This is a genomic window from Gammaproteobacteria bacterium (genome assembly GCA_013214945.1).
In the GTDB taxonomy this organism is placed as follows: Bacteria; Pseudomonadota; Gammaproteobacteria; order Enterobacterales; family Psychrobiaceae; genus Psychrobium.
In genome coordinates this window covers 125,929-146,752 of the sequence record JABSRT010000003.1, presented here as the reverse complement: position 1 = coordinate 146,752, position 20,824 = coordinate 125,929, and the positions used below count along the sequence as shown (strand labels likewise).

Here is a 20,824-nt window from a genome sequence, read left to right as displayed (position 1 = left end):
CAAAAATTGTTAAATATCAATGATATTTTTATGGGTGTCCCTTTTTTCTGTCACAAGTAGTTAGTTCAAATTTACTTGCTTAAGGGTTTCTGGTTGGAACATCTCTGATGAAAGCAAAGGGCTTTTACTGTCAACAAACCATGCGCACTGATATTGGCCATCTTCCCAAATTGATTGAACGGTCATGAGTGGACCCCCACTTTTTAGCCTTACTACATCGCCAATTTTAAACATTTCAATTCCTTCTTAAATTAAATGTACTGCACAACAATTACACAGCTATTAATAGACATGGTGCTTATTGTATAAAATTCAAGGGACTAGGGGTGAGATAGTGTAAATAAGGTTCAAAAGCAGGTATTTTAACGGGGTGCCCATAACCCCATCCGTAGGGGCCACTTTTGGCTATTAAATCAGCAGGTTGTCGAGGTTCAGGCTGTCAATAATGACTACACTTTGACTACATGGGTTAGGCAAAGTGTGGTTGCTATGGCATTTAACGCCGCCATAAGTCGTGAGCAATGTTGGCACAATTTGTTGCGCATTTTCTCTTTGCAACCAATGTGATAGCGTTGCCGAACCGGACTTTATGGGCTTATTCTGTTTACATTTCACACAAAACCATGTCTACCTTTGCCGTTTTAAATTCAATATTTCTTGAAAAGATAACAGTAGTAGAGCGGTATTTGGGAAACAAAAGTATGTAACTTTTATTTGAAGTCAAATCATCAATTTTAGAAACAGCTTCAACCCGTGCAACATAATCAAACCATGAGTAATTTTTATCTATGGAGGTTATGCAATCTCCCGTTTTGTACTTTGGAAGGTCACTAGCTAAAGCAGTAAACATGTAACATATTGAAATTAAAGCAATGAAAAATTTCACCATACTCTCCTGTACACATAACGCCTTTGTCCTTGTTGACAAACTTGTTAAGCCTCGTTGTTATCTGTATTTTTAGAAAAGACCGTCTTAAACGAGCCAATAACAGCTCTAAAAATGGGATAGGCTAATATCATCATTCCGAAGGCCGATGCTGGGTATATACCAAGCATATCAGTAGGTTCAGAAAAACAACCACCCAAAAGTGTATCTAAGCATTCCCCATAATATCCTTCTTTTAAAGTACCAAATAAATAATCAATACCAGCGGTAATTAACCCCACCAACAAAGAAAATACTAAAGAAATAATCCAATATGCGAAAAACTTTTTCACAACACTCTCCAATAGTTTTAACGCCCAACTAACCAGTGAGGTTTGTAGGCGCGTTTTTTGCGTCTTTTTTCAAAACGCGTGACTGTAAACCGAATCTGCGTTCAGTTTCTTGTTATGTTTGTTTAGCACACACCAAAAGCCTGTTTACATTATTGATAAATAGCGCCTTTGGATCTTTAGAAAAAGGTGTTCCATCTGTTAAAGCAGTAAAACTATAGTGATTGTACTTAGCCTCTTCACCGACCTCTCTTAGTTCCCCTACACCAGAGAATTCATACCATGCTTTATTTAGCGGCTCGGAGTTGCTTAAATACTCACCATACTCAAAAACGATTGATTGAAGCTGGTTATGCTTTGATCGAAGTATGACCTTCACTTCTCTGCCACTTTTAGACTGTATACCTTCAGGGAATAACTCCTGCAACTCAGTTAGTAACGAAGATTTAAATTTATCTGATGCGCTAATTTTTCTTGTTTTAAGATATGTCCGATAGGCAAGCCATGCGGAAAAACACGCTAATAATATGGCTCCTAAAATCGAATTCATATTTTCAATTACGTAATCCATGTTTGATAATACCCCTAACTCAAGATAAACATAACATTTGTATATCAAGCATGCCGTTTGTCAGGTCATACCATCACAAAAGTTTATTTAATAATACATTTAAAAACAACGTATTAACTTGATTTTCGTGTGTAGTGTAAGCCGGAAAAACGAGCATGCCTACTTTGTCGGCCTGTCGAATTGTAACTAGCTGACTATACAGGGTTATTTTAAGCAGACAATAAATAAGTAAGCATAGCTTTAAATGACTACACAGGACGTAGACATTGTGGTTTATTTTGATAGGGCGCGTAGTTTGCTGTTTGTAAGCTATTGATTTTAGATGCTCTATAGGCGGTTCAAGTCCCCCCATCCGCACCAAATTAGAAAAGCCCGTTACTCGAAAGAGTAACGGGCTTTTTGCTATCTAGAATTTAAGTCTTAAGATTGATCTTTTAAGGCGTTGAGCCGCTAGGCAGTAACGTAAGCTCGCAACTGCCTTTCTGCCTGACTTTTACTGCCACACTCACTATGGATTAATTATTTTGTAGGCACTTTCTCAGCTACAATCTGACGAATTAGCAGGTATTCAACGCTTGGTCTTATCTGAAAAATTAACGTCATTCCCATTAGTAATCTTATCATTGGCCAACCGCTTAGAGATTCTTGATTTATCCAATAATCAGTTAAGCTCATTACCACCAGAGCTATTGCAGTAAAGCAGATAGAAGAGCGAGCAGTTTAGCGTTCTTAAACAGCGGGCAGGTAATTAGCAGCCATTGTCTTGAAATGTTATATGTGGCCGGGTCGTCGCATTAACCGCTCGTTCGTAACGAATATAACATTGTGCAGGGTGTGCATCTTCGTGAATAATGCCATGCCAATAAACCCAAGCTCCTGTGTAAGAGCTTTTTCTTTGCTTCCAATTACCAGAGAGTTCTATAAGTTTTACAATGCCATCCACAGTTCCATCGGGATAACCATAGGCAATATTTATCGTTTGACCTAATACATCAATCGTCGCTGCTTCTTGATTATTAATTCCTTTAATAAGCGCTTTAGTATGTACCAGTGTAGCAACACTATTTAACGAAGCAGTAATACCCTGCATAGTGCTGATAATGGACTCTCTTTTTAGATCAATAAATTTAGGGGCTGCTGTAACCGCAAGAATTCCTAAAATGATGATGACAATTATTAATTCTATTAATGTAAAACCTTTAGATCTATTCATTTACTAACATTGAGCCTTTTCTATAAATATGGTTAGGTACGAAGTGAATACATAACATTGGTATATCAAGTATTTTTGTAAGCGCCTGACTATACAGGGTTATTTTAAGTAGGCAATAAAAATGGTTATATTTCAAATGATTAGGATTTAACTTGCCATGTCGTAGATATTGCAGTTACTTTGATAAGGTGGGATAGTTGGATTTTTACAGCCAATGTTCTTAAAGATTCAACTGCATGGTTTGTGAGTGAATCGAAGACAATTCGTGCCAAGAGCAATGCGCAAATAGATTGGGCGATAGCGCCTGAGATTTAACTAAATTTAAACGAGATAGGTATTACTTAGTTGAAAAGGCTCGGTCACCTAACTTGTTAAGAACATTAACTTTACCATCACATACTGCAATGATGATCTTACCGCTTTTAAATGAATTGGGGATTATAACTCTGGCACTGTGAGAACTGATTGGGAATTGACACACCTCACTCATTAACTCTAGAGTATTTTCACATGAGTATATGACTGTAAATGTGCCGAGCTTACTGTTGACCATGTTAGTTTACTTTTTATTAATGGCTCTACTTTAATACTAGTAGTTTTTATCAAAAATACTAGTTAACAAACATGGCAACATTGATCCAAGCAATTTAATTTGTGCAGTCTCGGTACTGTGATTATTGCTACTACAATAAGTTATTATCGTTTAAGTCGCCTGTACAGATTCCGCTATTTAATCCACGAATTTACCATATTGATTCTGATTACTGGGCCAGCACTTGTGTCCGGTGGGATATCCTTGATGTAAGTTACCGCTATGGCCGCTAGGCATAACAAATCATTATTTGTCACATCAAAAGTTAACGGTCTTCTTTTACGCCATAGTTACGTTATAGTCACGTTATAGTTATGCTACTTATGGCTAATTGATCTCTGTATTGCAAACCCCTTCAGTAATAACATATATAAATCAAAGCTATGAGCCTAAATCAACAAAAAACATTAACCGCAGTTATTGATTTGTTTTGAGTAATTACTTACTATTAGCTTTTTTAATTTCGACATCCTAAAGTCCGAATAAATTATATTGGTTTTAATGAAATTCAGAGTAGAAAATGTAAGCGTTTGGTACGCTAATCAATCGAAGACAAATTATGTGATTAGCGATGATTATTCTGAGCTACCAATAGAACTTAGTATGTTTCCTAAGCTTGATTGGGTGCCCGCAATGCAGCGCCGACGCTTAAGCCCATTGGCCAAAATTTCTCTTTATTGTGCCCACAATACTACTCACAATACTACTCAAGATATTAACGCTGATATTCCTGCTGTTTTTAGCTCTCGTCACGGCGATTTACATAAGACCCAAGCACTATTAGCTTGTGTTGCTAACTCACAAGAGTTGTCTCCAGCTTCATTTGGTTTGTCGGTACACAATGCGGTGTCTGGCTTATATTCGATATTACATAACAATATGCAAAGCATGAATGCGGTATCAGCAGGTAAAGATACCTTGATGATGGGCATAATCGACGCTTACGCAAAATTAAAAACGGGCCAGTGCGAAAAAATATTATTAGTGCATAGCGATCAAGCGCTGCCTAACCCTTATCAAGAGTTTGCCGACGAGCGTCAGATAGACCACAGTATCGCAATGATTTTATCGCTGGTTGACGAGCAAAACGATAACGCTCAAGCAATAATATCTATTTCACCACAGGCGCGTGGTATCGAAAACCAACCAAAAGCATGGCCGATGGCACTTGATTTTATCGGGTTATTGCAAGGTGATGCTCAGCAGTGCATTTTGTCTGGTCAGCACCATGATTGGATAGTCAAAAAATATGTGGCTTAAGATTAATTATTTGTGGCGCGTCATTGCGACCGGATTTTGTTTTAGTATTTTTGGTTTAGGTGGTGTTTTTTTCACGCTTTTCGTATTCCCTCTCCAGCGTTTAATTTACCGAGACAATGAAGTACGAAAAATTAAAGCGCGGCGCTTGGTACATTACAGTTTTAAATTTTTTGTCAAAACGATATCTGCAGTAGGCGTGTTTTCATTCAATTTACATGACCAAGAAAAGTTTAAAAATTTAAGCGGCCAACTGGTGCTGGCAAACCATCCATCACTGATTGATGTTGTGGTGCTGATATCGATGATCCCTCGGGCAGATTGTGTCGTCAAAGCTCATTTGTTTAAAAACCCTTTTATGCGCGGCGTCATCACCAACACAGGTTATATCAGCAACCAAGATCCGGATGGCTTGCTCGAAGATTGTAAAAAGTCGCTTGAACGTGGTAACAATTTGATTGTTTTCCCTGAAGGCACTCGCAGCGTGCCAGGGCAGAAGCTTGCTTTTAAGCGCGGCGCTGCAAACATAGCACTGCGCTGTAATACACCCGTTACTTTGGCGTTAATCTCAATGAATCCGTCAAGCTTAACTAAGGCCGAGCCTTGGTATAAGGTTGCACCAATTAAAGCAAATTTCGAAATGAAGCTCGTCACTAATCAAGCTAATTTTGTTGCTGGTCGTTCGGACAAGTTGGCTATTATGGCCCGAGAATATACCCAGAATTTAGAAAGTTTATACACACAGGAAATGAAGATAAATGAGTGATTTAAAACTCGAAATAAAAAAACTAATTATTGAATCGCTTGATTTAGAAGATATCTCGGTCGACGACATTATCGATGATGAGCCACTGTTTGTTGATGGTTTGGGCTTAGACAGTATTGATGCTCTTGAACTAGGTTTAGCTATTAAGAAAGCCTTCGAAGTGAAAATTGATGCAAATTCAGAACAAACCAAAGCGCATTTCGCATCGATTAATTCACTAGTTTCATTTATCGAACAAGCTAAATAGCGCGAAAGGATCAACATGAAAACACAGCAAGAGATTTACCAAGTATTAGCCGACATTTTAGTTGAAGAGTTCGAGATAGACAGTGGTGACATTTCAATGGACACTCACTTATATGAAGAACTGGACTTAGACAGTATCGACGCTGTTGATCTTATGGTGAAGCTAAGAGAACTAACCGGTAAGAAAATGGAACCAGAAGCATTTAAATTAGTGCGCACGGTCAGAGATGTTGTTATTGAAGTAGAAAAACTAGTTTAATCGCCAAATGAAGTTGATACTTTCGGCAATCGTAGGGTTATTTCTGCTGCTATATCCGGTAATTATTTATTACGGATTAAGTGAATTTGAGCCAAGATATGTTGCCATCGTTGTGATGGCAATTGTTTTATTGCGGCTAGTGATTAGCCGTGAGCTGTCAAAAAAAATGCCATGGATGCTGCCTTCGACGATTGCCGGGGTAGGTTGTTTGGCATTGACCATTATTTTTGAGCAGCAGTTTGGCATATTATTTTATCCCGTTGCTATAAGCAGCGTGATGTTAGTGACGTTTGCAGGATCCTTGATTAAAGGACCGTCGGTAATTGAAACGTTCGCTCGGTTAACTGAACCTAATTTAGATGCCCACGGTGTGCGTTATACCCGTAAAGTGACTATCGTGTGGTGCATGTTTTTTATCATTAATGCCAGTATAGCCCTTTATACGGCGCTGTTTGCATCGTTAGCCGATTGGACACTGTACAACGGATTTATTTCGTACATCTTGATGGGATCGTTAATGGGCGGCGAGTTTATTGTGCGTCATATCGTACGAAGGAAAAATAAGCTTAATGACTAATTCTTCATTAAATATGCCTTTATTAAATAAGTCTTCATCAACTAATGTTAGGTGTTTTGGCTGGACGGCAGCAAGTGAGGTCACCTTGTTTAAAACCGAACAAGGTAATAAAACTGCCAATGATTTAATCGAAGATGTGTCACGAGCTTTAGCTAAAATTGACCAATACTTTGTTGGTACTAGCGAATTAAGTGATGCAACGTTAAGCAGCAGAAATAACAGCGATGGCGTCATTTTATATCACACTGACAGCTATCAGTTTACTGTTCGTTTGTTGGCATTAGCACTGGCTGGTAAGCATGTTGTGTTGCCAGCCAATGGCCAGCCCGAGACACTAAACGCTTTATTGCGCCAATATCCAGCTTACTTTGGTCAAGCACCAGTACCTTTAGTACCAGAGTTAGCACCTGAATTAGTACCGACAGCGAATAACATTGAAGATTGTAACGTTGGTGAAAACTTTAAACGTCATCAGCAGCTAACTTGGCCACAAGATGGCGAGTTAATTTTCTTTACGTCAGGTAGCACCGGTGATGCCAAGAAAATTGTTAAAAATTGGCGTCAGATCAACTTAGAACTAACACAATTACAATCTCATTTTGGCTTAACAACAGACTCGAAAGTTTATGCTGGCGTATCTCATCAGCATATTTATGGTTTGCTATTTAGGGTGTTATGGCCGTTACAGCAAGGCTGTTTTATTGACTTTAATACCTATAAATACCCTGAACATTTGGCCGCTAGTTTAGCCAACCAAGCTCAGGTTGTTTTTATCAGCAGTCCTGCGCAACTTAGCCGTTTGATTGATGATAACGTGGTGGCCAAAGCAAATTGTCAGCTCGAATTGGTTGTATCATCGGGTGGGCCACTGCCAGATCAAGACGCGATAACGCTGTATCAGCAATTTAACTTAGCCGTGACGCAAGTTTATGGCAGCACTGAAACTGGCGGCATCGCAACACGGCAACTGCACACGCCGGGCGCTCAACCTTGGCAGCCATTTTCTGGCATATCGGTCGACATTGACCGTGCTAGCCAGTGTCTATTGCTGACTTCTCCTTATCTTGATAACCAAACCGTGTTGTTAGATGATCGGATAAGTCTTGGCGAAAATGGCGATTTCACCTTGCTGGGGCGGGCCGATCGCACGATAAAACTTGAAGAAAAGCGCTTAGATTTAGATGCAATGGAGCATTTATTAATAAGTCACCCGTTCGTTAAGCAGGCTCGGACGCAAGTCATCGCTAAACATCGACAGACGTTATGCGTCGCGATGGTCTTAACAGCCGCTGGTGACGATGCGCTGATTAACCTTGGCAAACGCGCGCTGAACGAGCAGTTTAAGCAGTATTTATTGCAATATTTTGAGCGTGTGTGTTTACCGCGAAAATGGCGATATATCGAACAGTTACCTTATAATCAACAAGGTAAATTGTTGTACAAAGAGTTGGAGAACATATTTGAGTAAGCTCAAGAACACCACCGCGCAAGTCACTGGTGTTGAATATATTGAAGACGGCGTGAGTATTTCATTACATATTCCGGCGACGTTAGATTATTTTAACGGCCATTTCCCTCAAGCGCCTATTCTTGCGGGGGTAGTGCAGTTAGATTGGGCGGTCAAATACGCCAAGCAATATTTATCATTAGCAGACCATAGCGTAAAAAATGTCGAAATTTTGAAATTTAAACTGGTGATGACCCCCGGCATGGATGTGGTGTTAACGCTGACCAAGAAGTCGGAAAATAAGTTTGGTTTTGCTTATAGTTCAGACCGAGGCATTCATGCCTCTGGGCGCGTGGTGACACAGCTATTATGAGTTATTGCATTATTATTCCAAATTATAATCACACCGTGGTGATTGACACGGTGATCGATCAATTACTGCAATTTAAGCTGCCGCTAATTTTAGTGGATGATGGCAGTGATGACGCCGCCAAAAAAGTATTTAAGGCGCTTGAGCAAAAGCATGCATCATTAACTTTGGTGACACACGAGGTTAATCAAGGTAAGGGCGGGGCGGTTAAAACCGGTTTACTTAAGGCCGACGAACTTGGCTTTAGTCACGCCATTCAGGTTGATGCCGATGGTCAGCATACCTTAACTGATATTGCCACCATGTTGTCGCTGTCACAGCAACGTCCAGATACATTATTTAGTGGCCAGCCAGTTTATGACGACTCGGTGCCTACTCACCGTTTATGGAGCCGTTATATTACCCACTTTTGGGTGTGGGTTGAAACCTTAAGCTTTGCGATTAAAGACTCAATGTGTGGTTTTCGGGTTTATCCAGTTAAAGCCTGCACTGAACTTATCTCGCAAGTTAATTTGGGCAACCGAATGGATTTTGATACCGAAATATTGGTGCGATTATATTGGAACAACATGGCGATTGAATTTGTGCCAACGAAGGTAATTTACCCAGAAAATGGCATTTCTCATTTTAGACCTTTTAAAGACAATGTCGGCATTAGCTGGTTACATACCCGTTTGTTCTTTGGCATGTTAATTCGCGCCCCGAAATTAATCTCTCAAAATATTAAGAGTCGGTCATGAGTGAAGCAGCGCATTGGTCAAAAATTCAAGAGCGTGGCAATTACCTAGGCATGCAAACGTTGCTATGGAGCTACCGCTTGTTTGGGCGCGCTGGTTTATGGATCGTTATGTTTCCGGTGGTGCTTTACATTTATTGCAATGGCAAGGTTGCAAGACAAGCCTCGGTGGATTTTCTTAATCGAGTTAATCGTGCCAATCAAGACGGTAAAATCGCAGGTTTCTGGGATGGCTTTAAACATTTTTGCACCTTTGCTAATTCAGCGTTCGACAAGATCGACGCATGGCTAGGTCGAATCAATAATGAGAATGTTGAATACGTTAATTACGCATTGTTTGAACAGCTTATCGAGCGTAAGCAGGGCGCGGTCTTTATTGGCTCGCACTTAGGTAACCTTGAAGTGTGCCGCGCGCTCAGCCAAGGGCGTTACAAAACCGTCATTAATGTCTTGGTATTCACCCACCATGCCGTTGAATTTAATAAAATGTTACGCAAGATTAACCCCAACGCCAGTGTCAATTTAATTCAGGTGACAGATATGGGGCCTGGTCTTGCGATATTGCTTAAAGAGAAAGTCGATAACGGCGAAATTGTGGTGATTGTGGGTGACCGCACCAGCGCGAGTGCATCAGGACGCTCAGTAAACTGTGAGTTTTTAGGCCAAACAGCCTCATTTGCGCAAGGGCCTTTTATTCTTGCTGCGGTGCTGGAATGCCCGGTTTATATGCTTTTTTGCTTAAAAGATCAGGGCAAATACAAAATAATATTTGAATTATTATCTCATAAACTAAGCCTGCCGCGCAAAGAGCGCCAGCAAAAATTACAACAAATTATTGATTTATACGCGAGCAGATTAGCGCATTATGCCGCGCTTTACCCTTATCAATGGTTTAATTTTTTCAATTTTTGGCACCGCGATGATCAAATCACGCGTGACTAAAACGTTATATATATAACGACAGCTTAGGCTGTTGCAATAAAAGATACTGGAGTGGAAGAGATCGTGACTAAGTTAGCACCGTTAGAGTTTGGTAGTAAGAAAATCAGCATTGAAGATATTGTCGCAATTGCTGGACAACACTGTGATGCAAAGTTGAGTGGAGATCCTAGCTTCGCTAAAAAAATCGACTCTGCGGTTGAGTTTCTCGACGCCTTATTAAAAGAAGATGGCGTAATTTATGGCGTAACCACAGGTTATGGCGATTCGGTTACGGTTAACGTCCCTTTAAACTTGGTTGACGAATTGCCGCTACATTTAACCCGTTTTCATGGCTGTGGTATGGGTGACGTGTTTAAACTTACCGAAGGTCGCGCAATTTTGGCGACGCGTTTAACCTCGTTAGCGCAAGGTTATTCTGGCGTTAGTTGGGATCTGCTGCAGTTACTGGTTAAGTTTTTAAACCATAATATTGTGCCAGTGGTACCTCAAGAAGGCTCTGTTGGCGCAAGTGGCGATTTAACCCCATTATCTTATGTTGCTGGTGCCATGATTGGCGAGCGCGATGTTTTCTATAAAGACGAAATTAGCAATAGTTTAGACGTAATGAACATGCTTGGCATAAAGCCATTAAAACTGCGTCCTAAAGAAGGGCTAGCGATAATGAATGGCACCGCGGTAATGACAGCTTTAGCTTGTTTAGCGTTTGACCGCGCGCAATATATTGCTAAATTATCAACCCGGATCACCGCTATGGCGAGCCTTGGTTTAAAAGGTAATAGCCATCATTTTGATGAAATCTTATTTTCAGTTAAACCACACCCAGGCCAGCAACAAATTGCGTCGTGGATCCGTGATGACTTAAACCATCATGAACATCCTCGTAACTCGTCGCGTTTACAAGATCGTTATTCTATCCGTTGTGCTCCGCACATTATCGGGGTATTACAAGATAGCTTACCTTGGTTTAGACAGATGATTGAAAACGAACTTAATTCGGCAAATGACAATCCGATTATCGATGGTGAAGGTGAGCACGTACTTCACGGCGGTCATTTCTACGGTGGTCACATTGCCATGGCAATGGACAGCATGAAAACCGCTGTTGCTAACTTAGCAGATTTGGCCGATCGTCAAATAGCTTCACTGGTTGATACAAAATTCAACCACGGTTTGCCATCTAATTTAAGTGATAGCGCGCCAGAACGTCGTTACATTAATCATGGTTTTAAAGCGGTACAAATTGGTGCGTCTGCCTACACGGCCGAAGCATTGAAATTAACCATGCCAGCGAGTGTGTTCTCTCGTTCAACTGAATGTCATAACCAAGACAAAGTTAGTATGGGCACGATAGCGGCGCGTGACGCAATGCGGGTGATGCAATTAACCGAACAAGTATTAGCAAGTACTTTACTGGCGACAGTGCAAGCGCTAAGAATTCGGATAAAACAAAATGAGCTCGACTACGACACGCTGTCTGCTGGCATGAAATCTATGTATGACGATATCAGTGGCTACTTTGAAAACTTAACTGAAGATCGCCCACTGGAACAAGTGTTACGATTTACCGTGCATGCGATTCAGCAAAAACGTTGGTCACTCTATGAATAGTAAAGGCGCTTTATTAACTAAATCGGTCGAAATTGAGATCCCATTTCATGATTGCGATCCAATGCAAGTGGTGTGGCACGGTAATTACCCTCGTTATTTAGAGGTAGCACGCTGTGAACTATTACGGATGTTTGATTATGACTATCCGCAAATGGTGGAATCAGGTTACATGTGGCCGATTGTTGATATGCGAGTTAAGTACGTTGCCTCGGCGTTGTTTGGCCAAAAGATTAAAGTAAGCGCGTACCTTAAAGAATACGAACAACGGTTACGACTTGATTATGTAATAAGCGATGCTGCTACTGATAAAATCCTAACCAAAGCGAGCACAGTGCAGGTTGCGGTTAAGATTAGCGATCAGGAAATGCAATTTGTTAGCCCACCAATTCTGATTGAAAAGCTTGATAAGCTGCTTCCTAATGTAATAGATAAGGTACTTACATGATCATGAGACTGGCGTTAATTATTGTTACTGCTGGTTTACTGTCGGGCGCGTCAGCGTTCGCCAGTGATAAACCTGCAACACTAATAGCATCAACTGCAGCAGCAATAAAAGAATCAACACTAACAGCGACGCAAGCTCAGCAGTTATTAAACTTAACCGATGATCTGCCCAATAAAGCGCGGTTCAATCAGCGTAAGTATTTTAAAATTTTGCCGACTCCTTTTGAGTCGACGGGTCATTATCAATACAAAGACAATCAATTTCTTTGGCAAACCTTAACGCCGATTAAAAGCGCTTTTGTGATTGAACAGGGCACTGCTTTTATCGTTGATGCGACCGGTAATAAGGTTGAACAACCACAAGCACAATATTTTGTGCAATTATTGCAAGCAATGATCACCGGCGACTTTAATCGCTTAGGTCAGGCATTTAGTTTTAGTGCTAGCGCGCAAGCTGATTGTGTGGATATGAGCCCGCTTGATCACAATATTGAGCAGCTATTTAGTGCTGTAACCTTGTGTGGCCAGCAGCGAATTACGCAAGTGAGCTTATTCGAAGCAACGGGCAACCGTACTGAAATCGACTTTGATTATGCGAGTGACCAATAAATTTTGCAGCGACAGGTAGCTATTTTGTGGCAATGGATATTATCTCACTTGAGTTGGCATAAGCGCACGCGCTGGTATTTTGCTATTGCTCAATATATTACCGTCGCGCTAATAATAGCGCTGTCGCTGTTTAGCCAGCGCTTGTCTTTTAATGCCGACATTTTAGCGTTGTTACCTCAAACGCAACAGTCGCAGTTAGTGGCCAGTGGCGAAAAATATTTCTTTGATCAAAGCCGCTCCCAAATTGTGCTGTCTTTTAGCACTATCAGCATTGGAAACAACAGCACTGGAAAAAACAGCACTGGAAAAAACAGCACTGGGAAAGAAAGCATTGGAAAAAACAGCACTGGGAAAAGTACTGGCGGCAACAGTGTCTTAGCTCATGATCAAATGGTCGAATTTTTTAAGCAACAACACTATCAACTTGGCGGGGCTATTGCGCCGTCGATAGCGGATGTCGCCGCGTTTTATCATGATCATAATGGCGCAATTTTAAGTGATTTTTATCAAAATAACTTAACCAATGGTCAAGCTATTCTCGACCATGCCTTGCAAGCGTTGTCTCAAGCGGCCGATCCTTTTGTCAGCAGCAGTTTTTCACTTGATCCAAGCCTAAATTTAGCGCTGTTTATTAAAGAGCGGCTCACTGGTTTGTCGTCACTTGGCCAGCAGCAAGGGCGGTTTGTAACACAAAGCAATGGCCAGTCGGTCTATTTGCTTTTTGTCACCTTGCCACCCGAGCAATTAGGCATTAAAGCCGCGCAAGTTGTCAGTAAACAAATTATTAACCAAATTTCAGCGCTAACCAGCCAATACCCAGACGTGGTCATTACCCACTCAGGTTTTGTGTTTCACACCGCCGAGAATTCACAGCAAGCCGAATTTGAAATGAGCGTGTTTGGCGGCATCAGTATGTTGCTGTTGGCATTAATGGTTTGGTTAGTGTTTCGTTCATTAAAACCTTTAGTGCTAACCTCGTTAACCGTATTAAATGCCTTGTTGTTTGGCTTTGCGGCAATATGCAGTGTGTTTTCGTCAATTCATTTACTGAGTTTGGTGTTTGCAGTAACCCTAATCGGCATCGCAATTGACTACTGTTTTCATATTTTAACGGACATCGGTTTTGCCCAAGGTCGTGATAATAATTTATCACCGTCAGTGGTTAATGCTTTGCTGTTCGGATGCGTTACCACTGTGGTCGGTTATGCGTTACTGCTTGGCTCGCCACTTGAGCTGCTGAGCCAAGTCGCGGTATTTGTTATTTTTGGTTTGGTCGGCGCGTTGTTGTTTGTGGTCGTGATAGCGCCACTGTTTTTAAGCACCGAAAAAATCAAGCCAACCCAATCTAGCTTACTGCTAGTCGCTCGCGTACAAGGCGCTTTAATCTGGTTAAACGCGCATCGTAAGTTAACCATTGTTATTACTATTGCGCTCATCAGCAGCGCGTTGTGGTTTAAGCCGTTAACCTTTAATGACGATATACGCCTATTAAATGCCAGCAGTGCGGCGCTAATGCAAAATGAACGGATTAACTTGCAGCGCTTAGGCAAAATAGACCAAAGCCGATTTTATATTACCGCAGCTGACTTTGAGCAATTGATGGTTCGCGAAGAGCAATTGATTGCGCAAATTAAGCAGCTACAACCGGGCGCCAAAATTGACGCCTTAAGTCAGTGGTTGCCGTCGATTAAACAGCAAAAAATTAACGACGCGCGGCTACGCCAAGCACAAAAAGACCAGCTATTTGGGCCTCTTTCTGCAGTATTGAATTTACCGGTCACTATTCCAGCCCCCAAGCTATTAACCGAAACGTTGGCCTTTTCATCGCCGCTTAACGCGCTATTTGTCACTAAAATTGCCAAAACTGAGCAAGGTTATGTTAGTTGGTTAAGTGTTGAAGGATTAGCGCCAGCGCATATTGCGGCACTGGTTGATCCCGCGATGCCCAATGTGTTCTTTATCGATAAGGCCACAGACATTTCAGCGTCATTACAAACGTATCGCAGTGAAATAATTGGTTTACAGTGTTTGTCGTTATTATTGGTTTTGGTGTTATTTACCCTCAAATATGGATTGAAAATCGCGCTTAAACAGATTGGTGTGTTGTTGCTGGCGGCTGCGGTGGCCTTAGTTTCCGCCAGTTGGATTGGCGGCGCGCTAAATATATTTAACATGCTGGCCTTGCTGTTAGTCATAGCCTTGGGCATTGATTATCTTATTTTTTATCAAAGCCAAGGTCTGAGCCATAAAAACGTGTTGGCAATTTTATTATCGGCAATCTCCTCAATGTTGGTGTTTGGCATGCTTGCAATGTCAAAGACCCCAGCGGTATTTAGTTTTGGCATCACCGTAATGTGTGGAATTATTGCAGTGTATTTTATCGCGCCATTATCGATAACCATCAATAAAAACAAATTGTAGATTTTAGGTTTATTTAATAGGGATGTAGTAATGACAGAAAATGAATTTGACGTGCTCGTGATTGGCGCTGGTCCATCTGGTGCCGTGGCGTCGGCCATGTTGGTACAACGTGGTTGGAAGGTGCTGGTCATTGAGAAAGAATACTTCCCACGTTTTTCAATTGGTGAAAGTCTGCTACCACAATGTATGGAATATATTGAACAAGCCGGCCTATTGCCAGTGTTAACCGAAAATGCTCAAGCGTTAGGTTTTCAATTTAAAAATGGTGCGGCATTTCACCACGCTGGCAAAGACAGTCATTTTGATTTCACTGAAAAATTCTCGCCCGGTCATGGCACTACCTATCAAGTAAAACGCGATGTTTTTGACAAACTATTAGCCGACGGCGCTGCCGAGCAAGGCGTTGAAATTCGCTACGGACATCAGGTAACCGCGATGGTTACTGAGACTGATGGCGTTGCGCTAACGGTACTCGATCCTGCCAAAAAGAGTTATCAGGTACGTGGCAAGTATGTGTTAGACGCCAGTGGTTTTGGTCGTGTACTGCCAAGGTTATTAAACCTTGAACGACCATCGACGTTTCCGGTGCGCCAAGCTTACTTTACCCATATTAATGATAATATTAGTGACTTGTCGTTTGACCGCAATAAAATACTGATCACGGTTCACCCACACCACCCTGATATTTGGTATTGGCTGATCCCATTTTCAGATGGTAGCGCGAGCATTGGCGTGGTCGGTAAACCCGAACAGTTTAGTCAATATAGCGCCAGCAGTGATCAAGAAGTATTGTTCGATTTTATCAATCAAGATCCGAACCTGCGTGAGTTATTAAAGTCGGCCACGCCCAAAGAAGATACGCGTTCAATTAAAGGCTATTCAGCCAATGTTACTACCTTGCATGGTGAGCGTTTTGCGCTATTAGGCAATGCTGGTGAATTTTTAGACCCGGTGTTTTCTTCAGGTGTTACCATTGCGCTAAAATCAGCGGCGCTGATTGCACCCTTGCTCGACAAGTATCTAAAAAATGAAGCCGTCGACTTTGAGTTGGAATATAGTGACCCGCTAAAATTAGGCGTTAATTGCTTTAAAACCTTTGTAACGGCATGGTACGACACCCGTTTTCAACACGTTGTATTTCACCAAGGGCAAGCAGATGACAGCGTCACCAAAATGATCAGCTCTATTTTGGCGGGTTACGCATGGGACACTAAAAACCCCTATGTTGCCCAGAGTGAACGTCGACTCAATGTCTTGGCCGAGCTTTGTGCTGATCATGCTTAAAACAACGCCAATCAAGCGACTCGCTATTTACATCAGCAGCCTATTACTGCTAATTTTGGCTGGGTGTACCACAACGGGGTCAATGATCTGGCAACAGGTAAGCATTGCACAAGGTGTTAGTTTAAGCTTAACGCCACCGCCACAAGCGTTAGTGGGTAAAAGTTTTAATCAAATATTAACGATTAAAACCCCGTCACGACAAGATGTACTGGTTAGTCAATTAGCCTTTACTAAAAATGGCTTGGTATTAGTGGCAATGACAGTGCAAGGGATCCCGGTGTTTCAATTAGAATACCAATATCAGCAGCCGCTAAAAACCAAAAGTTATGTGCTGCTACCAGGCTTTGACCCTATTTATATTCTTGCCGACATTCAACTGACCCATTGGCCAGTAGATACGCTAATGGCTAACCTTGACGGCGCCACACTTAAATTTGAACCAAAAACAGGTCGACGCCAAATTATGGTGGCCAACGAAGCCGTCATTAATATTGAAGCGTCAGCGAATACCTACCAATTAAATCACCTGCAACGTGATTACCAATTGACGATAACCAAGGCATAGAGATGAGTGTTAATTTAATCGATCTAGGCATAATTTGTGCGCTAGGGGCCAACAAGGCACAAGTTATGTCAGGTTTACAACAGGCTGATACCAGCCCAAGCCCCCTGACATTAGATACCCAACTAGGCTTTGCTGATCTTGATGTTTATGTTGGCAAGGTCAGCTCAGCGCTACCGCCACTCACTCAATTACAGGCGCAATATCAGTCACGTAATAATCAACTCGCGCTAGCAGCTTATCAACAAATAGAGCAGTGCTACTTGCAATTAGCGGCGGATGTCGAGCCAAGCAGAATAGCGGTGATCATTGGCACCAGCACGTCTGGCATCAGTGAAGGCGAGATTGCGCGCAAAGTACATGGCGAAACAGACAGTTGGCCAGAAAACTTTCATTATCGGTTGCAAGAAATGGTCAGCCCAGCCGACTATTTAGCGCAGCTGTGCGGCGCGAAAGGTCCGGTTTATAGTATCTCTACCGCCTGTAGTTCAAGTGGTAAGGCGTTAGCCAGTGGTCGTAATTTAATTGAAAGTGGCCTAGCCGATGTGGTCATTTGTGGTGGGGTTGATAGTTTATGCCAATTAACCGTTAATGGTTTTAAAGCATTAGAGTCGACCTCTCGCGGTATTTGTACCCCATTTTTAGCGCAACGCGATGGCATAAACATTGGCGAGGGCGCAGCACTCTTTGTCATGAGCAAGCAGGCCGGGGCAATAGCGCTAAAGGGCACGGGTGAGAGCTCAGATGCTCACCATATTTCAGCGCCAGATCCACAAGGCGCGGGCGCCATTAGTGCGATGAATGCAGCACTTTCACAGGCAGAATTACAGCCCGAGCAGCTCGATTATATCAATTTACACGGTACCGCGACGCCAAAGAACGACGAAATGGAGTCTACTGCCGTTTATCAAGTGGTTAAAGATAAAGTCAGCGCCAGCTCGACCAAGCACTTAACCGGACACACCCTTGGCGCTGCTGGCGCGATTGAAGCGGGAATTTGTTGGTTATTGCTCAGTGATTTTAATCAGGACAATATGGTGCCGCTTAATAGCAGTGTTACTGCGCGCGACGAGTCGTTAGCCAAGATTGCGTTAGTGCAACAGCCGCTAAATAAACCCTTGCACAATTGCCTTTCAAATTCGTTTGCTTTTGGTGGTAACAATATCAGTTTAATTTTAGGAAAAAATACGTGAATCAATATGCAATAGCCGATGTGCTTGCACATCGTCCACCAATGATTTTAGTGGATCAACTCTTAGACTATCACGCCAAAGGTGGCCGTTGTCGAGTAACTATTACACCGCAAAGTGCGTTTTATGATACTGATTCAAAGGGTGTTGCAAGTTATATCGGCAGTGAATATATGGCGCAAACGATTGCCGCTTATGCCGGGGCGTTAGCGTTAGACAACGATAAACAAGTTAAGATCGGTTTTTTACTGGGCACCCGAAAATACGAAACATTTACGCCACTATTTGATCTCGGCGACGAGTTAGAAATAACAGTCGTTGAGTTAATTCAAGAAGAGTCAGGGCTTAGCGTATTTGATTGCATCATTAAGCGTGCAGAACAAGTGGTAGCCCAAGCTAAAATTAATGTATTTCAGCCCGATGAACCAGAGCAATTTTTAAAGGAAAACACATGAGTAAAAGAGTATTAGTGACTGGTTCTAGTCGCGGAATCGGCGCGGCTATCGCGCTACGTTTAGCTAAAGATGGTTTTGATATTACGCTGCATTGCCGTTCGGGCATTGAGTTAGCAAATGAAGTTGCCAAGAAAATTAGTGCACTAGGGCGCGAAGTAAATATCTTACAATTTGATGTTAACGACCGAGAATTAGCGAAAGCGCAAATAGAAGCCGACATTAGCAGTTTTGGCGCCTACTACGGCGTGATCTGTAACGCCGGAATTACCCGTGACATGGCATTTCCTGCGATGGATGGCGACGACTGGGACAGCGTGATCCAAACAGGACTTAACGGGTTTTATAATGTTGTTCACCCAACGGTGATGCCAATGGTACAGGCCCGTAAAGGTGGTCGAATTGTTACTATGGCCTCAGTGTCTGGTGTGATTGGTAATCGTGGTCAGGTGAACTACAGTGCCGCTAAAGCTGGAATTATCGGTGCCACCAAGGCGTTAGCACTGGAATTAGCCAAACGAAAAATTACGGTTAACTGTGTTGCTCCTGGGCTGGTCGAAACTGAAATGACTCAAGATATTCCTAAAGAAGTACTCAACATGGTGCCGCTACGTCGAATGGGTTCGGTTAAGGAAGTTGCTGGCAGTGTTGCATTTTTAATGTCGGATGACGCAGCCTATATTACCCGCCAAGTGTTATCGGTTAATGGAGGTATTGCTTAATGAAACGCGTTGTTGTTACTGGTATGTCGGCCATCACGGCGCTTGGCGACCAATGGCCTGATTTTCGCGCCGCACTTGAGCAAGGTGTTAATGCGGTGCAAAATATGCCGTCTTGGGATTATTTGCCAGATCTTAATACTCGCTTGGCCGCGCCAGTAACTCATTTCGAGAAGCCGAAACATTATAGCCGTAAACAAGTGCGTTCAATGGGCCGAGTTTCGTTAATGTCTACTCGCACTACTGAGTTAGCATTAGAACAAGCCAATTTGTTAGGCCATGAAAGTTTAACCAATGGTGATACCGGCGTTAGCTTTGGTTCATCGACCGGTTCTACCTCACCGCTGATTGCTTTTGGCAAGATGATGGACACAGGCAATATGTCGGGGGTTACAGCAACCAGTTACATTCAAATGATGTCGCATACCGCACCCGTGAATATTGGAGTGTTCTTTGGCTTGAAAGGGCGCGTTATCCCAACCAGCTCTGCTTGCACCTCGGGATCTCAAGGGATCGGGTTCGCTTATGAAGCGATAAAGTTTGGTCGTCAAAAAATTATGGTTGCTGGTGGCGCTGAAGAGTTGTGTGTCTCTGAAGCTGCAGTGTTTGACACGCTTTATGCAACCAGCACTAAAAACGATCAGCCGAAAACGACGCCAAGACCCTTTGACCAGTCGCGCGACGGTTTAGTGATTGGCGAGGGAGCCTGTACCCTAATTCTTGAAGAATTAGAGCATGCCGAGGCCCGAGGCGCCAATATTATCGCTGAGCTGGTTGGTTTTGGTTGTAATTCCGATGGTCAACATGTGACACAGCCGACGGCGTCGACCATGCAAATTGCGATTGAATTAGCGCTAAAAGATGCAGATATTGATCCGCAAGTGATTGGTTATGTTTGTGCCCACGGTACTTCAACCGAACGTGGTGACATCGCCGAATCAATTGCAACGTATGATGCTTTAGGCCCTAAGCCAATTAGTTCATTAAAGAGCTACTTAGGCCATACATTAGGTGCCTGTGGTGCGATTGAAGCTTGGGCGTCGTTGCATATGATGCAAGATAACTGGTTTGCGCCAACGATTAATCTTGAGCAGGTTGACCCACAATGTGCACCACTTGATTACATTAAAGATCAAGCACGGATAATTAATACCGATTATGTCATGAGCAATAACTTTGCGTTTGGTGGTATTAATACTTCGCTAATTTTCAAGCGTTGGAAAAACAGCTAAGTTTATTGTGATTAATTGGTTGCTAACGAACCAATTAGCCAAATACAATAAGCCAAATATATAAAGCCCGTCGCTCAATGAACGACGGGCTTTTTTATTAGCTGGCCAAAAC

Annotated in this window: 25 protein-coding genes; 19 read left to right on the top strand and 6 right to left on the bottom strand. The window is 42.3% G+C overall.

Annotated features, from left to right (window positions below; genetic code table 11):
* Nucleotides 1-60 precede the first annotated feature (60 nt).
* The 6 genes from HRU23_02670 to HRU23_02645 all read right to left on the bottom strand — a co-directional run bounded on the left by HRU23_02670 (nucleotide 61) and on the right by HRU23_02645 (nucleotide 3,552).
* Nucleotides 61-234 carry a DUF2158 domain-containing protein gene (locus tag HRU23_02670; protein NRA53025.1) on the bottom strand — a complete coding sequence of 58 codons (174 nt, stop codon included), beginning with the start codon at nucleotides 232-234 and terminating at the stop codon, nucleotides 61-63.
* A gap of 370 nt (nucleotides 235-604) precedes the next feature.
* Complete coding sequence (locus tag HRU23_02665; GenBank protein NRA53024.1) at nucleotides 605-886, bottom strand: hypothetical protein; 282 nt, start codon at nucleotides 884-886, stop codon at nucleotides 605-607.
* A 47-nt stretch (nucleotides 887-933) separates the two neighbouring features.
* Complete coding sequence (locus HRU23_02660; protein NRA53023.1) at nucleotides 934-1,218, bottom strand: hypothetical protein; 285 nt, start codon at nucleotides 1,216-1,218, stop codon at nucleotides 934-936.
* Nucleotides 1,219-1,330: 112 nt separating this feature from the next.
* Nucleotides 1,331-1,786, bottom strand: coding sequence for a hypothetical protein (locus HRU23_02655; protein NRA53022.1), 456 nt, complete (start codon nucleotides 1,784-1,786; stop codon nucleotides 1,331-1,333).
* Between the two features lie 748 nt (nucleotides 1,787-2,534).
* Nucleotides 2,535-2,999, bottom strand: a complete 465-nt coding sequence (locus HRU23_02650) for a prepilin-type N-terminal cleavage/methylation domain-containing protein (GenBank protein NRA53021.1) — start codon at nucleotides 2,997-2,999, stop codon at nucleotides 2,535-2,537.
* 337 nt (nucleotides 3,000-3,336) lie between these two features.
* Nucleotides 3,337-3,552 (bottom strand): TIGR02922 family protein, encoded by a 216-nt coding sequence (locus tag HRU23_02645; GenBank protein ID NRA53020.1) that lies wholly within the window; start codon nucleotides 3,550-3,552, stop codon nucleotides 3,337-3,339.
* A 642-nt stretch (nucleotides 3,553-4,194) separates the two neighbouring features.
* Between HRU23_02645 and HRU23_02640 the strand changes: the two genes are divergently transcribed.
* From HRU23_02640 to HRU23_02550, 19 genes are all read left to right on the top strand, one after another.
* Entirely contained in the window at nucleotides 4,195-4,851 is a 657-nt protein-coding gene (locus HRU23_02640) for a beta-ketoacyl synthase chain length factor (GenBank protein NRA53019.1), read from the top strand.
* A complete protein-coding gene (locus HRU23_02635) occupies nucleotides 4,841-5,614 on the top strand; it encodes a 1-acyl-sn-glycerol-3-phosphate acyltransferase (GenBank protein ID NRA53018.1) in 774 nt (257 codons plus the stop codon). The genes HRU23_02640 and HRU23_02635 overlap by 11 nt, the downstream gene beginning before the upstream one ends.
* Nucleotides 5,607-5,861: an acyl carrier protein gene (locus tag HRU23_02630; GenBank protein NRA53017.1), complete on the top strand. Its 255-nt coding sequence runs from the start codon at nucleotides 5,607-5,609 to the stop codon at nucleotides 5,859-5,861. Before HRU23_02635 ends, HRU23_02630 begins: the two co-directional genes overlap by 8 nt.
* A gap of 15 nt (nucleotides 5,862-5,876) precedes the next feature.
* A complete protein-coding gene (locus tag HRU23_02625; GenBank protein ID NRA53016.1) occupies nucleotides 5,877-6,119 on the top strand; it encodes an acyl carrier protein in 243 nt (80 codons plus the stop codon).
* A gap of 7 nt (nucleotides 6,120-6,126) precedes the next feature.
* A complete protein-coding gene (locus HRU23_02620; GenBank protein ID NRA53015.1) occupies nucleotides 6,127-6,696 on the top strand; it encodes a hypothetical protein in 570 nt (189 codons plus the stop codon).
* Entirely contained in the window at nucleotides 6,689-8,164 is a 1,476-nt protein-coding gene (locus HRU23_02615; GenBank protein ID NRA53014.1) for an AMP-binding protein, read from the top strand. The genes HRU23_02620 and HRU23_02615 overlap by 8 nt, the downstream gene beginning before the upstream one ends.
* Complete coding sequence (locus HRU23_02610) at nucleotides 8,157-8,516, top strand: thioester dehydrase (protein NRA53013.1); 360 nt, start codon at nucleotides 8,157-8,159, stop codon at nucleotides 8,514-8,516. The genes HRU23_02615 and HRU23_02610 overlap by 8 nt, the downstream gene beginning before the upstream one ends.
* On the top strand, nucleotides 8,510-9,253 hold the full coding sequence (locus HRU23_02605; GenBank protein NRA53012.1) for a glycosyltransferase family 2 protein: 744 nt from the start codon (nucleotides 8,510-8,512) through the stop codon (nucleotides 9,251-9,253). Before HRU23_02610 ends, HRU23_02605 begins: the two co-directional genes overlap by 7 nt.
* Nucleotides 9,250-10,191, top strand: coding sequence for an acyltransferase (locus HRU23_02600; protein ID NRA53011.1), 942 nt, complete (start codon nucleotides 9,250-9,252; stop codon nucleotides 10,189-10,191). Before HRU23_02605 ends, HRU23_02600 begins: the two co-directional genes overlap by 4 nt.
* A 63-nt stretch (nucleotides 10,192-10,254) precedes the next feature.
* Complete coding sequence (locus tag HRU23_02595; GenBank protein NRA53010.1) at nucleotides 10,255-11,799, top strand: aromatic amino acid lyase; 1,545 nt, start codon at nucleotides 10,255-10,257, stop codon at nucleotides 11,797-11,799.
* On the top strand, nucleotides 11,792-12,244 hold the full coding sequence (locus HRU23_02590) for an acyl-CoA thioesterase (protein NRA53009.1): 453 nt from the start codon (nucleotides 11,792-11,794) through the stop codon (nucleotides 12,242-12,244). The genes HRU23_02595 and HRU23_02590 overlap by 8 nt, the downstream gene beginning before the upstream one ends.
* Nucleotides 12,241-12,852, top strand: coding sequence for an outer membrane lipoprotein carrier protein LolA (locus HRU23_02585; protein ID NRA53008.1), 612 nt, complete (start codon nucleotides 12,241-12,243; stop codon nucleotides 12,850-12,852). The genes HRU23_02590 and HRU23_02585 overlap by 4 nt, the downstream gene beginning before the upstream one ends.
* A 24-nt stretch (nucleotides 12,853-12,876) precedes the next feature.
* Nucleotides 12,877-15,273, top strand: a complete 2,397-nt coding sequence (locus tag HRU23_02580; GenBank protein ID NRA53007.1) for a hypothetical protein — start codon at nucleotides 12,877-12,879, stop codon at nucleotides 15,271-15,273.
* A gap of 30 nt (nucleotides 15,274-15,303) precedes the next feature.
* The gene (locus HRU23_02575) at nucleotides 15,304-16,557 is read left to right on the top strand and encodes an NAD(P)/FAD-dependent oxidoreductase (protein NRA53006.1); all 1,254 of its coding nucleotides are present in this window, start codon (nucleotides 15,304-15,306) and stop codon (nucleotides 16,555-16,557) included.
* Nucleotides 16,550-17,122, top strand: coding sequence for a DUF3261 domain-containing protein (locus HRU23_02570; GenBank protein ID NRA53005.1), 573 nt, complete (start codon nucleotides 16,550-16,552; stop codon nucleotides 17,120-17,122). The genes HRU23_02575 and HRU23_02570 overlap by 8 nt, the downstream gene beginning before the upstream one ends.
* A gap of 2 nt (nucleotides 17,123-17,124) precedes the next feature.
* Nucleotides 17,125-18,312, top strand: coding sequence for a beta-ketoacyl-[acyl-carrier-protein] synthase family protein (locus tag HRU23_02565; GenBank protein NRA53004.1), 1,188 nt, complete (start codon nucleotides 17,125-17,127; stop codon nucleotides 18,310-18,312).
* A 41-nt stretch (nucleotides 18,313-18,353) separates the two neighbouring features.
* A complete protein-coding gene (locus HRU23_02560) occupies nucleotides 18,354-18,764 on the top strand; it encodes a 3-hydroxylacyl-ACP dehydratase (protein NRA53003.1) in 411 nt (136 codons plus the stop codon).
* A complete protein-coding gene (gene fabG, locus HRU23_02555; protein NRA53002.1) occupies nucleotides 18,761-19,483 on the top strand; it encodes a 3-oxoacyl-ACP reductase FabG in 723 nt (240 codons plus the stop codon). Before HRU23_02560 ends, fabG begins: the two co-directional genes overlap by 4 nt.
* On the top strand, nucleotides 19,483-20,712 hold the full coding sequence (locus HRU23_02550) for a beta-ketoacyl-ACP synthase (GenBank protein ID NRA53001.1): 1,230 nt from the start codon (nucleotides 19,483-19,485) through the stop codon (nucleotides 20,710-20,712). The genes fabG and HRU23_02550 overlap by 1 nt, the downstream gene beginning before the upstream one ends.
* Nucleotides 20,713-20,824: the final 112 nt, after the last annotated feature.